General features: G+C 74.1%; 12 protein-coding genes and 1 pseudogene. 6 read left to right on the forward strand and 7 right to left on the reverse strand.

Annotated features, from left to right (window positions below; genetic code table 11):
* Window positions 1–15: 15 nt before the first annotated feature.
* The 3 genes from ABZ899_RS26985 to ABZ899_RS26995 are packed head-to-tail and all read right to left on the reverse strand — an operon-like array spanning window position 16 to window position 2,884.
* Entirely contained in the window at window positions 16–657 is a 642-nt protein-coding gene (locus ABZ899_RS26985) for an LUD domain-containing protein (protein WP_361350787.1), read from the reverse strand.
* Window positions 654–2,132: a LutB/LldF family L-lactate oxidation iron-sulfur protein gene (locus ABZ899_RS26990; RefSeq protein WP_361350789.1), complete on the reverse strand. Its 1,479-nt coding sequence runs from the start codon at window positions 2,130–2,132 to the stop codon at window positions 654–656. Before ABZ899_RS26990 ends, ABZ899_RS26985 begins: the two co-directional genes overlap by 4 nt.
* A complete protein-coding gene (locus ABZ899_RS26995) occupies window positions 2,129–2,884 on the reverse strand; it encodes a (Fe-S)-binding protein (RefSeq protein ID WP_361350791.1) in 756 nt (251 codons plus the stop codon). The genes ABZ899_RS26990 and ABZ899_RS26995 overlap by 4 nt, the downstream gene beginning before the upstream one ends.
* Before the next feature lie 191 nt (window positions 2,885–3,075).
* Between ABZ899_RS26995 and ABZ899_RS27000 the strand changes: the two are divergent.
* The 4 genes and pseudogenes from ABZ899_RS27000 to ABZ899_RS27015 form a co-directional block, all read left to right on the forward strand.
* Window positions 3,076–3,365, forward strand: a pseudogene (locus tag ABZ899_RS27000) (substrate-binding domain-containing protein); the annotation flags it as partial.
* Window positions 3,366–3,469: 104 nt separating this feature from the next.
* Complete coding sequence (locus ABZ899_RS27005) at window positions 3,470–4,771, forward strand: alpha/beta fold hydrolase (RefSeq protein WP_361350793.1); 1,302 nt, start codon at window positions 3,470–3,472, stop codon at window positions 4,769–4,771.
* Between the two features lie 28 nt (window positions 4,772–4,799).
* Window positions 4,800–5,546, forward strand: a complete 747-nt coding sequence (locus tag ABZ899_RS27010; protein WP_361350794.1) for a PIG-L deacetylase family protein — start codon at window positions 4,800–4,802, stop codon at window positions 5,544–5,546.
* A 192-nt stretch (window positions 5,547–5,738) separates the two neighbouring features.
* Window positions 5,739–6,569 carry a pentapeptide repeat-containing protein gene (locus ABZ899_RS27015; RefSeq protein ID WP_361350796.1) on the forward strand — a complete coding sequence of 277 codons (831 nt, stop codon included), beginning with the start codon at window positions 5,739–5,741 and terminating at the stop codon, window positions 6,567–6,569.
* Here the strand turns inward: ABZ899_RS27015 and ABZ899_RS27020 are convergent.
* Complete coding sequence (locus tag ABZ899_RS27020) at window positions 6,531–8,048, reverse strand: cytochrome P450 (protein ID WP_361350798.1); 1,518 nt, start codon at window positions 8,046–8,048, stop codon at window positions 6,531–6,533. The two genes, ABZ899_RS27015 and ABZ899_RS27020, sit on opposite strands and share 39 nt — an antisense overlap.
* Before the next feature lie 108 nt (window positions 8,049–8,156).
* Between ABZ899_RS27020 and ABZ899_RS27025 the strand changes: the two genes are divergently transcribed.
* Entirely contained in the window at window positions 8,157–8,762 is a 606-nt protein-coding gene (locus ABZ899_RS27025) for a TetR family transcriptional regulator (protein ID WP_361350800.1), read from the forward strand.
* Between the two features lie 98 nt (window positions 8,763–8,860).
* Window positions 8,861–9,583, forward strand: a complete 723-nt coding sequence (locus ABZ899_RS27030) for a DUF2470 domain-containing protein (protein ID WP_361350802.1) — start codon at window positions 8,861–8,863, stop codon at window positions 9,581–9,583.
* Here ABZ899_RS27030 and ABZ899_RS27035 read toward each other — a convergent pair.
* From ABZ899_RS27035 to ABZ899_RS27045, 3 genes are all read right to left on the reverse strand, one after another.
* Window positions 9,551–10,762 (reverse strand): lactonase family protein, encoded by a 1,212-nt coding sequence (locus ABZ899_RS27035; protein WP_361350804.1) that lies wholly within the window; start codon window positions 10,760–10,762, stop codon window positions 9,551–9,553. The genes ABZ899_RS27030 and ABZ899_RS27035 overlap by 33 nt on opposite strands.
* A 110-nt stretch (window positions 10,763–10,872) precedes the next feature.
* A complete protein-coding gene (locus ABZ899_RS27040) occupies window positions 10,873–12,123 on the reverse strand; it encodes an aromatic acid exporter family protein (protein ID WP_361350806.1) in 1,251 nt (416 codons plus the stop codon).
* A gap of 175 nt (window positions 12,124–12,298) precedes the next feature.
* Entirely contained in the window at window positions 12,299–12,793 is a 495-nt protein-coding gene (locus ABZ899_RS27045) for an FBP domain-containing protein (RefSeq protein ID WP_361350807.1), read from the reverse strand.
* Window positions 12,794–12,944: the final 151 nt, after the last annotated feature.

Below are 12,944 nucleotides of genomic sequence, written 5' to 3' on the forward strand. Positions count from 1 at the left end.
CGGAGCGGCGGGCCGTCAGCCCAGCAGCACCACCTCCAGGGTGCGCGGACCGTGCACCCCCTCCACCCGGTCGAGTTCGATGTCGCTGGTCGCCGAAGGACCGGAGATCCATGTCAGGGGACGCGCCGGGTCGAGCCGCGCGAGCGCCTGCGGGACGGACGACACGACCTGCTCCGGGACGCGGACGACACAGATGTGATGGTCGGGGACGAGGGTGATGCGGCGACGGCCCTGGTCGGGAGAGCCGTCCAGGACGATCGTGCCCGTCTCGGCGACGGCGACCGCGCACCCGGTGACCACGCTCCCCACCCGGTCCAGCTCGTGCGGCGTGCTCCCGGCCAGGTCCTCGACACGGCGGGGACCGGCCGCCGGCAGCCACTCCGACGGCAGCCCGGGCGGTACGAGCACCTGCGCGGACCCCTGTTCGTCCAGCAACCGGCGGAGGAGCTCCGGCAGTTCCCTCTCGTCCGCCCGGTGCACGATCGCCCGGTAGTCCGCCAGGTTCTCGGCCAGCAGGCCCACCGTCTCCTCGACGCCACGCCGTCCGTGCTCGTGCAGATAGTCGCGCGGCACCGCCTCCTCGTACGGCGGCTCCTCGCGCGGCACGTCCGCCAGCGCCCGCCGCACCCGGCCCAGAATCCGCTCCCTGGCGCTCACTTCGCCCCGTCCTTTCCGCCGTTCGTCCGCCGCCACCAGTCCCGGAACGGCTCCGCGGGCACCTCCGGCAGATCGCGCGTCCCGCTCCACGCCCGGCCGGGGCCGGGAAGCGTCCGCGGATGCAGCCGCCGGGTGCGCGAGGCGAGCCGCTGGCCGGTGCGCAGGGCGCCCGGGTGGCTGAACGCCCAGCGTGCCGCCCGCATCGCCGCACGCTCCGCCGCGTGTCCCTTCGCGGGCTTGAGGACCACCTTGTCGCCCCGCGAGGTCACCTGGCCGCCCTCGACGACCCGCTCCCGCAGATGCACCAGCACCTCGGGGATGTCGATGGCGACCGGGCACACCTCGTAGCAGGCGCCGCACAGCGTCGAGGCGTACGGCAGCGACGCGTCGATCGCGGCGGCCGTGCCGCGCAGCTGCGGGCTGAGGATGGCGCCGATCGGGCCCGGGTAGACCGAGCCGTAGGCGTGCCCGCCGGCCCGCTCGTACACCGGGCACACGTTCAGGCAGGCCGAGCAGCGGATGCAGCGCAGCGCCTGCCGCCCCACCTCGTCGGCGAGCGTGTCGGTGCGCCCGTTGTCGAGCAGCACCAGATGGAAGGAGCGCGGCCCGTCCTCGTCGGTCGTCCCGGTCCACATCGAGGTGTACGGGTTCATGCGCTCGGCGGTGGAGGAGCGGGGGAGCGTCTGCAGGAACACCTCGAGGTCACGCCAGGTGGGCACGATCTTCTCGATGCCGACGACCGAGATCAGCGTCTCGGGCAGCGTCAGGCACATCCGCCCGTTGCCCTCGGACTCCACGACGACCAGGGTGCCGGTCTCGGCCACCATGAAGTTCGCGCCGGAGATCCCCACCTTCGCCCGCAGGAACTTCTCCCGCAGATGCAGCCGGGCCGCCTCGGCCAGCTCGGCGGGCGTGTCCGTCAGCCCCTCCGGGGCGGGGCGGCCCCACGCGCCCATCTCGCTGCGGAAGATGTCCCGGATCTCGGCCCGGTTGCGGTGGATCGCCGGGACGAGGATGTGCGAGGGCCGGTCCTTGCCCAACTGCACGATCAGCTCGGCGAGATCAGTCTCGTAGGCGCGGATGCCCTCCGCCTCCAGCGCCTCGTTCAGCCCGATCTCCTGGGTGGCCATCGACTTGACCTTGACGACCTCCGACTCGCCGGTCGCCTTCACCAGGCCCGCCACGATCCGGTTGGCCTCCTCCGCGTCCGCCGCCCAGTGCACGGTGCCGCCGGCCGCTGTCACCGACGCCTCCAACTGCTCCAGATAGCGGGCGAGATGACGCAGCGTGTGGTCCTTGATCCGCTTGCCCGCCTCCCGCAGCCGGGCCCAGTCCGGCACCTCCGCGACCGCCTTGGCGCGCTTGGCGCGGATGGTGTGCGTGGCGTGCCGCAGATTGCCCCGCAGCGTCGCGTCGTGCACCGCCTCGCGGGCGGCTCGGGGGAACGCCGGCATCCCGACGAACGTGCCACTCATACGGCCGGGTCCTCCTTCGTGCTCGCCAGGATCTCCGCGATGTGCACCGGCCGCATCCCCGTGCGCAGCCGCGCCATCGTGCCGCCGATGTGCATCAGACAGGAGTTGTCGGCCGCGCACAGCACCTCGGCGCCCGTCGACTCGGCGTTGCGCACCTTGTCCGCGCCCATCGCCGCCGAGACGTCGGAGTTCTTCAGCGCGAACGTGCCGCCGAAGCCGCAGCACTCGTCCGCGCCCGGCAGTTCGGCCAGCTCCAGGCCCTCGACGGCCCGCAGCAGCCGCAGCGGCCGCTCGCCGAGCCCCAGCGACCGCAGCCCGTGGCAGGTCGGGTGGTACGTCACCCGGTGCCGGTAGTACGCGCCGACGTCCGTCACCTCCAGCACGTCCACCAGGAACTCCGTCAGCTCGTACGTCTTGGGCACCACCGGGGCCAGCGTGGCCGCGAGCGAGTCGCCGCGCCCCTCGGCCCGGGCCCGCTCGCCCATCCGCGGGTACAGCTCCCGCACCATCGCCCCGCACGACCCCGACGGGGTGACGATCGCGTCGTACTCCCCGAAGACATCGGAGAACTGCCGGGCCAGCGGCTCGGCCTGATGCCGGTAACCGGTGTTGTAGTGCGCCTGCCCGCAACAGGTCTGCGCCATCGGGAAGTCCACCTCGACACCCAGCCTGGTCAGCAGTTTCACCACGGCCCGCCCCGTGTCCGGATAGAGCGTGTCGTTGACACAGGTCAGGAACAGGGCGACACGCATCGCGGCTCCTCGGAGTCGGTCATCGGACGAGTGCAGGGTAGTGCGGTGGCACGCTCGCGGGGAGACCCGCTCACGCCCTGGCGAGCCCGGCCTCCGCCCCGGCCCAGCGCGCCGCGCCCCCGCCGGGCTCGACCGCCGACGTGATCCGTGCCGGCGGCCGACCGCACCTGTGCGTGGACCCGCACGGCGACCGCGAGCGCCGCACCGGCGCCCTGAAGGCCCTGGAGGAGGCCGGCCTCGGACCCGAGCATCTGCGGGAGCTGCCCACCGAACGGCTCGGCGCCGCCGCCGGCCGCGAGGCCGGGGCGCACCTGCTCGGCCTCGCGGACCGGCCGACCGCCGTCTTCTGCGCGAACGACCTGCTCGCCTCGGCGTGCTCCGGGCCACGCACGCGGCCGGCGTCGGCATCCCCGGCGACCTGGCCGTCGTCGGCTACGACGACATCGAGTTCGCCGCCGCGGCGGCCGTGCTCGCCGTCCGCTGATCCGCCGTTCAGTACGATTTCATGATCTGGGGGCTCCCCGGCGGAGGAACATGTGCTGAACTGGGACGCGGCCCGAAAAAATCTCCGTCCCGGGAGCACCGTTGTCCGTCAGCTACCGCCAGCCCGGCGTCGTTCTCACCGACCGCCGCTTCACCGTGCCGCTCGACCACGCCCACCCCACGGGGGAGACGATCGAGCTCTTCGCCCGGGAGGTCGTCGCCGGGGACAAGGCGCACCAGGACCTCCCGTGGCTGGTCTACCTCCAGGGCGGCCCCGGCTTCGGCGCGAACCGTTTCGTCGGCAAGGCCGCCTGGCTCGGCCGCGCGCTCAGGGAGTTCCGGGTCCTGCTGCTCGACCAGCGCGGCACCGGGCACTCCACGCCCGCCAACCGCCAGACGCTCCCGCTGCGCGGCGGCCCCGCCGAACAGGCCGACCACCTCACGCACTTCCGCGCCGACTCGATCGTCCGCGACTGCGAGCTGATCCGCCGGGAGGTGACCGGCGGCGCCCCCTGGACCGTCCTCGGCCAGAGCTTCGGCGGCTTCTGCACGGTCACCTACCTCTCCACCGCTCCCGAGACCCTGACCGCCGCCGTCGTCACCGGCGGACTGCCCTCCCTGGACGCGCACGCCGACGACGTCTACCGGGCCGCCTACCCGCGCATCGAGCGCAAGGTCGCCGCGCACTACGCCCGCTACCCGCAGGACGTCGAGCGGGCCCGCCGGATCGCCGACCACCTCCTCGCCCATGACGTCGTCCTGCCGAACGGCTACCGCCTCACCGCCGAGGCCTTCCAGTCGCTCGGCATCCTCCTCGGCGGCAGTGAGGGCAGCCACCGGCTGCACTACCTGCTGGAGGACGCCTTCGTCCGCACCCCGAGCGGGACCGTCCTGTCGGACACCTTCCAGGAGGAGGTCCAGGGCCTGCTGTCGTACGCCGGGCATCCGCTGTACGCGCTCGTCCACGAGGCGGTCTACGCCCAGGACACCCGGCCCACCGCCTGGGCCGCCGAGCGGGTGCGCGCCGAGTTCCCGCAGTTCGACGCGGCGAAGACGCTCGCCGGGGACGGGCCGCTGCTCTTCACCGGTGAATCGATTCACCCCTGGATGTTCGACTGCGACCCGGCGCTGCGCCCGCTGCGCGAGACCGCCGAGATCCTCGCCGCCCGCACCGACTGGACGCCCCTGTACGACCCGGCGCGTCTCACCCTCAACGAGGTGCCGGTGGCGGCGGCCGTCTACCACGACGACATGTACGTCGACACCGCGCACTCCCTGGCCACCGCCCGCGCCATCCGCGGACTGCGCACCTGGGTCACCGACGAGTTCGAGCACGACGGCGTCCGCGCCGGCGGCCCCCGGGTGCTGGACCGGCTGCTCGCCCTCACCCGTGACGAGGCGTGACGCGCAACTCGCGTACCAGGGTGCGGGCATGACCGAGCCGACGCCCCCTCAGCTGCAGCCGATGCCGGAGGACTGGCGGCGGGCCCTCGCCGTCGTCGCCCACCCGGACGACCTGGAATACGGCTGCTCCGCCGCCGTCGCCGCCTGGACCGACGCGGGCCGCGAGGTCGCCTACGTCCTCGCGACCCGCGGCGAGGCCGGCATCGACACCCTGGAGCCGGAGCAGTGCGGCCCGCTGCGCGAGCGCGAGCAGCGGGCCAGTGCCGCGGTCGTCGGTGTCACGGCGGTCGAGTTCCTGGACCACGCGGACGGCGTGATCGAGTACGGCACCGCGCTGCGCCGCGACATCGCCGCCGCGATCCGCCGCCACCGCCCCGAGCTGGTGATCACCCTCAACCACCGGGACACCTGGGGCGGCGTCGCCTGGAACACCCCGGACCATGTGGCGGTCGGCCGGGCCACCCTGGACGCGGCGGGCGACGCCGGCAACCGCTGGATCTTCCCCGAGCTCACCGAGCAGGGGCTCGCCCCGTGGGACGGCGTCCGCTGGGTCGCGGTCGCCGGCTCCAGCTCGCCCACCCACGCGGTGGACGCCACAGCCGGCCTCGACCGCGCGGTGCGCTCCCTGCTGGAACACCGCACGTACATCGAGGTGCTGACGGACGAGGACCCGGAGACGTACGCCCGCCGCTTCCTCACCGCGAACGCCACCGCGACGGGCGAGCGGTTCGGCGGCCGCCCGGCGGTCGCGTTCGAACTCTTCTCCCGCGGCTGAGGCCGTTCCGCCCTGCGGCGCGGGCCCGTCACGGCAGGGGCCGTCCGGCGACGAGCGCGCGACGGGCGTCGACGCCGGGCACCGGTCCACGGACGCAACGTCAGGCGGACGGCGCCGAGTTCGAGCGGCATCGGCGAGCGCGGCACCACATCGACGCACCTGCGTCTTCGCCGCGGCGCCTAGGATGATGGTATGCAAGATCATCCCCGTGCCCTCGCCGAGCTGCGCGGCGACTGCGGAAACTGTTTCGGGCTGTGCTGTGTGGCGCTGCCCTTCTCCGTCTCCGCGGACTTCGCGGTGGACAAGGCCGCCGGGACGCCCTGCCGCAACCTCCTCGACGACCACCGCTGCGGCATCCACGACCGGCTGCGGGACAAGGGCTTCTCCGGGTGCACGGTCTACGACTGCTTCGGCGCCGGGCAGAAGGTCTCGCAGGTCACGTTCGCCGGGGAGGACTGGCGCACGGGCCCCGCCGACCGCGCCCGGCGGATGTCCGACGTGTTCCCCGTCGTCCGCGGGCTGCATGAACTGCTCCGGTACCTGACCGAGGCCCTGTCCCTGCCCGCCGCCCGCCCGCTGCGCGCCGACCTGCGCGCCCTCCTGGACACCACCGAGGCACTCACCCTCGGTACCCCGGAGGAACTGGCCGCACTCGACGTCGCCGCCCACCGGCAGCGGGTGAACGCGCTGCTGCTCAGGACGAGCGAGCTGGCCCGCGCGGGGGTCCGCGGGCGCGGGAAGAACCGCCGGGGCGCCGACCTGGTGGGTGCCCGCCTCCGGGGCGCCGATCTGCGCGGGGCCGACCTGCGCGGCGCCTACCTCATCGCGGCCGATCTGACCGGTGCCGATCTGCGCGGAGCGGACCTCATCGGCGCGGACCTGCGCGACACCGACCTCACGGACGCCGATCTGACGGACGCCTTCTTCCTGACCCAGCCGCAGGTCGAGGCGGCGCGCGGGAGCGCGGGGACCCGGCTGCCCGGCTCAGTCTCCCGTCCGGCCCACTGGACAGCGCGGGGCTGATCCCTCGTCCTCGACGGCCGCGGAGTCCTGGACGGCCGCGGGGGCGGGCGTCCGCCGTTCCAGGCGCAGCCGCAGTCCCTCAGGCATCAGGGTCAGCCGCTCGGTGACCCGCAGCCGGTAGCCGGGATCGCCGTGGAAGTCGTACCGGCGCAGCAGCAGGCCCAGCACGAGGGTCGCCTCGTGCAGCGCGAACTGCCGCCCGATGCACGCCCGCGCGCCCGTCCCGAACGGCTTGAAGGTGTGCGGCGCCCGGGTCCGCACCGCCTGCGGGGCGAACCGGTCGGGGTCGAAGCGCTCCGCGTCCGCGCCCCACACCTCCGGGTCGCGGTGCACCGTCGGCGTGAGCACCAGCGCCCAGGCGCCCCGTCGCATCGGATGCGTGCCGCCCAGCACGGTGTCCTCGCGGGCCTCCCGGGCGAACGCGGGCGCCGTCGGCCACAGCCGCAGTGCCTCGTCGAGCACCCGGCGCACCTGACGCAGCCGGGCGACCTGTTCGTACCCGGGCGTCCGCGCGGCGCCCCAGACGCGGTCCACCTCGGCGCGGGCGCGGGCCGCGACGTCGGGGTGCCGGGCGAGGTAGTGCAGCGCGAAGGACAGGGCGCCCGACGTGGTCTCGTGACCGGCCACGAGGAAGGTGATCACCTGGCGGCGGACGTTGAGCGCGGAGAGCCGCTCGCCCGTCTCCGGGTGCGCGGTCGCGAGCATGCGGTCCAGCAGGTCCCCGTCCCCGGGCCCGTTCTCCCGCCGCGCGCGGACCAGCTCGTCGACGGTGTGGTTCAGGAACGCGATGTCGGCGTCGTTGCGCCGCGCGGCCCGCCGCAGCAGCCACGGCACCGGTACGGCGTTCAGGCGCTGGGCGTGGGTGAGGGTGCCCACCATCGCCGTCACGAAGGGATGCGGCCGGGACCGCTCGAAGGAGCCGAAGTCATGGCCGAACCCGGTGCGGGCGATGGTCTCCAGGGTCAGTCGGGTCATGTCGCCGGGCACGTCGACCGTCCGCCCGGCCTCCTGCGCCCGGTCCCAGTGGTCCATGAGCCGGCCGGCCACGTCGAGCATCATCGGGTGGTACCCCGCCATGGCCTCCCGGCTGAACCCCGGGGCCAGGACATCGTGTGCGAGCTGCCAGTTGGGCTCGTGGTTGTACGCCGTGAACAGGCCGTCGCCGGCGACCGGCCGCAGATTGGCGATGCCCAGGCCGACGTGCTTGGCGAAACGGGACTCGTCCGCCATGTCGGCGGCGAGCGCGGCGCCCGCCACGAACACGAACTCCTTGGTGAGCACCCGGCGCCGGAAGATCGGCCCGAGCCGCCGCGCGAGGCGCAGCGAGTCCTGCAGCGGGGTGTGCCGGCCGGCGCCGACCACATCGCCGAGCAGCGGGACGCGGTACGGGGGGTGGGGTATGCGCGACAGCTCCGGCCAGCCCTGCTCGGCGCCCCGGAACCCCTTCGGCAGGCCGGTGCCGGTCGTCGTCTCCGTCATGACGCGATCTCCCTCGGTGGGGCGGCCGTTCGGGCTCGTTGTACATGAGTTCAATAGCGCGCCTCAGTCTGGGCCCGCCCTCGAAGCCCCGTCAAGTAAGGTGCGCGCATGGCCGGGAACCAGGAGCGCACACGCCGCCGGCTCGGCACCGAGGAGCGGCGGGCCCAACTGCTCGCCGTCGGCGCCCGCCTGTTCTCGGAGCACCCGTACGACGAGGTGTGGATCGAGCAGGTGGCGGAGATCGCCGGCGTCTCGCGCGGGCTGCTCTACCACTACTTCCCGACCAAACGGGACTTCTTCGCGGCCGTCGTCGAACGGGAGAGCGAGCGCATGCTGCGGATGACCGCGGCCGCACCCGGCGTCCCGGTGCGCGACCAGCTCGCGGCGAGCCTCGACACGTTCCTCGGGTACGTCGAGGCCCACGCCCACGGCTACCGCGCCTTCCACCGCGCCGACGCGGCGGGCGACCAGGCCGTGCGCTCGGTCTACCGGCGCGCCCTGGCGGCGCAGGAGAAGCAGATCCTGGAAGCGCTGGCCGCCGACCCCGAGTTCGGTCCGGCCGCGCGGGAACGCCCGGAGGTCCGCCTCGCCGTGCGGGGCTGGCTGGCGTTCACCACGGCCGTCTGCCTGGAGTGGCTGCGGCGCGAGGACCTGACCCGGGAGCAGGTGCGGGACCTGTGCGTCCGTGCGCTGCTCGGGCTTCTCACCTCCTGACCCCGGGAGAGGCGGGGGAGTCCGGGCGGGCGGGGCTGGTTGGCGTGCGCTCCGATCTCCGATAGCTTAGGCAAGGCTTACCTAAGAGGAGGTTGGGGATGGGTGACAGCCAGACCTGGACGGCCGCTCCTTCCGCGGCGCAGCGGGCCCGCTCGGTGCTCGCTGCCGCGTGGTCCTGCGCGGTGACGGCCGAGGGCTGCCGGGAGGAGCTCGTCGGCGCCCACCGGATGACCGGCGACGGCCGGCTGCTGCTGGCCGTGCCGGAGGACAGCGCGCTGCACACGGCCGCGATCTGCGCGCCCCGCGGTGAGCCCTCCGCCGTCCTGGAGTTCGCCGACGTCGCCCCCGTGCCCGTCCGGGCCCGCATCCGCGCCCGGCTCTGGCTGTCCGGCTGGTTCACCCCCGAGCGGGACGAACTCGCCTTCCGGCCCGCACGGGTGGTGCTGCGCCGGCCCTCGGGACCCGAGGTCGTCGACCTCGCCGAGTTCGCCGAGGCCCGGCCCGACCCGCTGGCCGGGGCGGAGGCCCGACTGCTCACCCACCTCGCCGACTGCCACCCGGACGTCGTGGAGCGCCTCACCCGGCTCGTCGACCCCGGCGGCCTGCACGGCGCCGTCCGGGTGCAACCCCTCGCCGTCGACCGGCACGGCCTCACCCTGCGGATCGAACGCGCCCGTACCCACGGCGACGTACGGCTCACCTTCCACCGGCCCGCCGACGACCTCGGCCAGCTCACCGAACGCGTCCACGCCCTGCTCGCCCAGGCCGCCGCCGGCTGCCCGCGGACCCTACAGCGGCAGCGCGCAGACGGCGACGGGTGACCCGAACGGCTCGCCGGCCAGGCGCAGTCCGCCGTCGGCCGAGCCGACCCGGAAGACGGCGAGGGTGCCCGACTTCTGGTTCGCGGCGAACAGCAGGGCGCCGTCCGGGGACAGCGCGATCTGGCGCGGGAAGTCCCCGCCGGCCGGCACCGTGCCGAGCAGGCGCAGCCGGGCGCCGTCCTCCTGCACCGCGTAGCGCGCGAGGCTGTCGTGCCCCCGGTTGGCCAGCCACGCGTGACGGCCGTCCGGCGCGACGACGACCTGCGCCGGATAGTTGGTGCCCGAACCCGACCCCGTGTCCTGCCCCCGACCGATCGCCAGCCGTCCCGTCGCCGGGTCGTACGTGCACACCGCCACGGTGTCGTCGACCTCGTTCGCCAGATACGCGTACCGCCCACCCGGATGGAACGTCAGCTGGCGCGGCCCCGCACCGGGCGCGGCCCGCGCCCGGGAGACCTCGGTGAGCTTCCCGGCGTCCGTGTCGAGACGGTAGGTGTACACCGTGTCCGTGCCCAGGTCGACGGCGAGCACATGGCGGCCGTCCGGGCTGGTGAGGATCTGGTGGGCGTGTGGGCCGTCCTGGTCCGGGCCGGGCGGCGGAGAAGAGTGCGTGACGAGGTCGGTGCGCTCCCCGAGCGCCCCCGACGCCTCGATCGGGTGCACGGCCACGCTGCCCGTGCCGTAGTTGGCGCTGAGCAGCCACCGCCCGCTCGGGTGCACCGACAGATGGCAGGGCGCCGCACCGCCGGTGCTCCGGCTCCCCAGCACCTTCCGGTCGGCCAGGCGCACGGCGGTCACGGCACCGTCGTCGCGTTCGGAGACCGCGTACAGCGTGCGTCCGTCCGGATGGACGGCCAGGTACGAGGGATCGGGGACGCCCTTGATCGTCCCGGCGCCCGTGATCCGGCCCGTGACCGGGTCGTACGCGGCGACGCCGATGCCCTCGCCCCCGCCGTCGACGGAGGTGTAGGTGCCGATGTACAGGCGGCGCGGCCCCGAGGGCGCGCGGCTCCCGGCCTGCGGACTCGGACGGGTCCCGGGGGTGGACGCCCGCGCGGCCGACGGGTCCGAGGGGGCGGGCGTGCCGTCACAGCCCGTGACCGCCGGCAGCGCCGCGCCGGCGGCCGTCCCCGCGAGGGCGCCGACGAACCGGCGCCTGCTCAGCCCACCCGTGCCCATGTCCCACCTCAGGTCGTCGGTCCTCGTGGTCGCCCGGCCACCTTGGCGCGCCGTGCCCGCCCGGCGCAAGGACGGCACCGGCGGTCACGTGCGGCGCGGGCTCCGCACGGCTACCGGGAGCGCCCGCTCACCCCGGTCCGGCTCCACAGCCTCTCCTGGATCCCCATGCGCTCCCGCAACCGGTTCAGCCGCGGCATCCTGGCGCGCTGCTCCTGCGACACGCGGTCCAGCTCCTCCAGCAGGCGGCGGGAGCGGTGCTCGGTGTTCATCTCGTCGATGATCCGGTTCACCTCGGTCAGGACGGCGCCGTACAGCTGCCAGTGCTGGGGCCGGCGCGTCGCCTCCTCGCGCAGCAGCGGAGCGAGCCGGTCGCGGGTGCCGGCCGCCGCCCGCAGTTCCGCGGACAGCCGGGACTCGGCCGCGTCGGCGTTGCTGCTGACATGGGTGGTGACCAGGACCGAGAAGCTGACCACCGCGTCGGCGATCTCGGAGAGCAGTTCGTCGAGGACCGCGCCCGTCTCCTTCTCGAACAGAGAGTCGGGCTCGCGGTCCTTGGCGAGGTCGGTCAGGGTGCGCGCGAGCACCCGCAGCACCACCGTGCAGATCTCCAGGGTGTCGAGCCCCGTCCGCAGCACCACGCGGTGCAGCAGGCCCTCACGGACCCGCGGGTTCAGGCGCAGGCTGTCCTCGGCCTGCCGGAGCGCCGCGTCCACCTCGATGATGTCGTGGTCGAGCCGGCGCGCCTCGTGCAGCCGGGCCGCCGCCTGCTCGTACGGCTGCCGCCCCGCCGCCTCCTCGCCGATGCGCAGCATCAACTGCCGCAGCCGCCGCGACAGGTTCCCCAGGGACTCACCGGCCTCGTCCACCCAGACGGGCGGTGCCAGCAGCAGGTTGAAGCCGAGGCCGACGACGGCGCCGATCAGTGTCTCCAGCACCCGCGCCCAGGCCACGTCGCCGACGGAGGTGACACCGAGGACCAGCATCGCGCTGATCGCGACCTCGGGGACGTACTCGTCGACCCGCACCAGATGGCCGACCCCCAGCGCCGCCACGATGACCAGGCCGAGGCTCCACCAGGTCAGGCCGACCAGGAGGCTGAAGGCGATGGCCACCAGCACGCCGGCCACCACCGAGTTCACCCGCCGGATGCCGTTGGTGAGCGTGGCGTAGAAGGTGACCTGGACGACCAGCAGCGCCGTCAGGGGAGCGGTCAGCGGTGCCGCCTCGGGGCTCAGGCGCAGCGCGATGACGTACGCGATCGTCGCCGCGGCCGCCGACCGCAACGTCTGCACCATCACGGGGTCCCGGAGCAGCTTGGCCAGCCGCTCGCGGGACCACTGCTCCTCACGTGCCTCACGCATCCTTGGGCTGTTCCCCTTCCACCGCCCCCGCACACCGCTTGCGGAACATGATGATCCGCACAAAACCCCAGGGTGGTGGCAGGGGCCGGGCGACAGCAGGAGGCGGGGCCGGTGACCGCCGACACCCGGCCCGGGGGTCGGCCGAACGGGCTCACGGGGGGAGCGGAACGGGGGCTCAGGCGTACAGCTTGTCGAGGAAGGCGCGCAGATTCGCGGTGGTGCGGGCGATCTGCTCCTCCAGGGTCAGGCTCTCCTCGAACCGCCCGCCGGACGCGGGGACCTTCTTGCCGCGCACGTAGAGCGAACAGGCCAGGTCGGTGCACATGTACAGGCCGACCGAGTTGCCCTCGCGCCCGGCGGGCCCCGCCTTGCGGGCCGTCATCAGGGAGACGCCCCCGCCGGGATGGGTCGTCAGGCACAGGGAGCACAGGCTGCGGTGCGTGAAGCCGCGCTGCTGCGCGGGGAAGCGCAGCGTGATGCCCACGGGCCGCCCCTCGCGCTCGGCGACCAGGTAGCTGCGGTCGGGCGCCCCCGGTTCGCGCCAGCCGAGGAAGTCGAGGTCGTCCCAGGGGCGTTCGTCCAGGTCACGCGGGACGGACAGGCGCTTCGCCTCGCCTTTGGAACAGTTGACGAACGCATCGCGGATCTCGGCCTCGGTGAGTGACCTCATGGGAGCCTCCAGGGGTGCCGGCACGGAACGACTGAAACCTAGGGCCTCTAGGTTCTGGGCTAGGTTAGGCAGGGTGGCGGACGGGGGCCAGCGGTTTTTCCCCACCGCCGGGCCACGGGCCGGGGCCCGGCCGAGCACCTGACGTCGTGGT

Source organism: Streptomyces sp. NPDC046859 (assembly GCF_040645135.1).
Classification (GTDB): domain Bacteria; phylum Actinomycetota; class Actinomycetes; order Streptomycetales; family Streptomycetaceae; genus Streptomyces.

Coding starts and splice junctions, on each gene's coding strand:
- ABZ899_RS26990 (WP_361350789.1), bottom strand. CDS start 2,132: ATGAGTGGCACGTTCGTCGGGATGCCGGCGTTCCCCCGAGCCGCCCGC.
- ABZ899_RS26995 (WP_361350791.1), bottom strand. CDS start 2,884: ATGCGTGTCGCCCTGTTCCTGACCTGTGTCAACGACACGCTCTATCCG.
- ABZ899_RS27010 (WP_361350794.1), top strand. CDS start 4,800: ATGACCGAGCCGACGCCCCCTCAGCTGCAGCCGATGCCGGAGGACTGG.
- ABZ899_RS27015 (WP_361350796.1), top strand. CDS start 5,739: ATGCAAGATCATCCCCGTGCCCTCGCCGAGCTGCGCGGCGACTGCGGA.
- ABZ899_RS27020 (WP_361350798.1), bottom strand. CDS start 8,048: ATGACGGAGACGACGACCGGCACCGGCCTGCCGAAGGGGTTCCGGGGC.
- ABZ899_RS27025 (WP_361350800.1), top strand. CDS start 8,157: ATGGCCGGGAACCAGGAGCGCACACGCCGCCGGCTCGGCACCGAGGAG.
- ABZ899_RS27030 (WP_361350802.1), top strand. CDS start 8,861: ATGGGTGACAGCCAGACCTGGACGGCCGCTCCTTCCGCGGCGCAGCGG.
- ABZ899_RS27035 (WP_361350804.1), bottom strand. CDS start 10,762: ATGGGCACGGGTGGGCTGAGCAGGCGCCGGTTCGTCGGCGCCCTCGCG.
- ABZ899_RS27040 (WP_361350806.1), bottom strand. CDS start 12,123: ATGCGTGAGGCACGTGAGGAGCAGTGGTCCCGCGAGCGGCTGGCCAAG.
- ABZ899_RS27045 (WP_361350807.1), bottom strand. CDS start 12,793: ATGAGGTCACTCACCGAGGCCGAGATCCGCGATGCGTTCGTCAACTGT.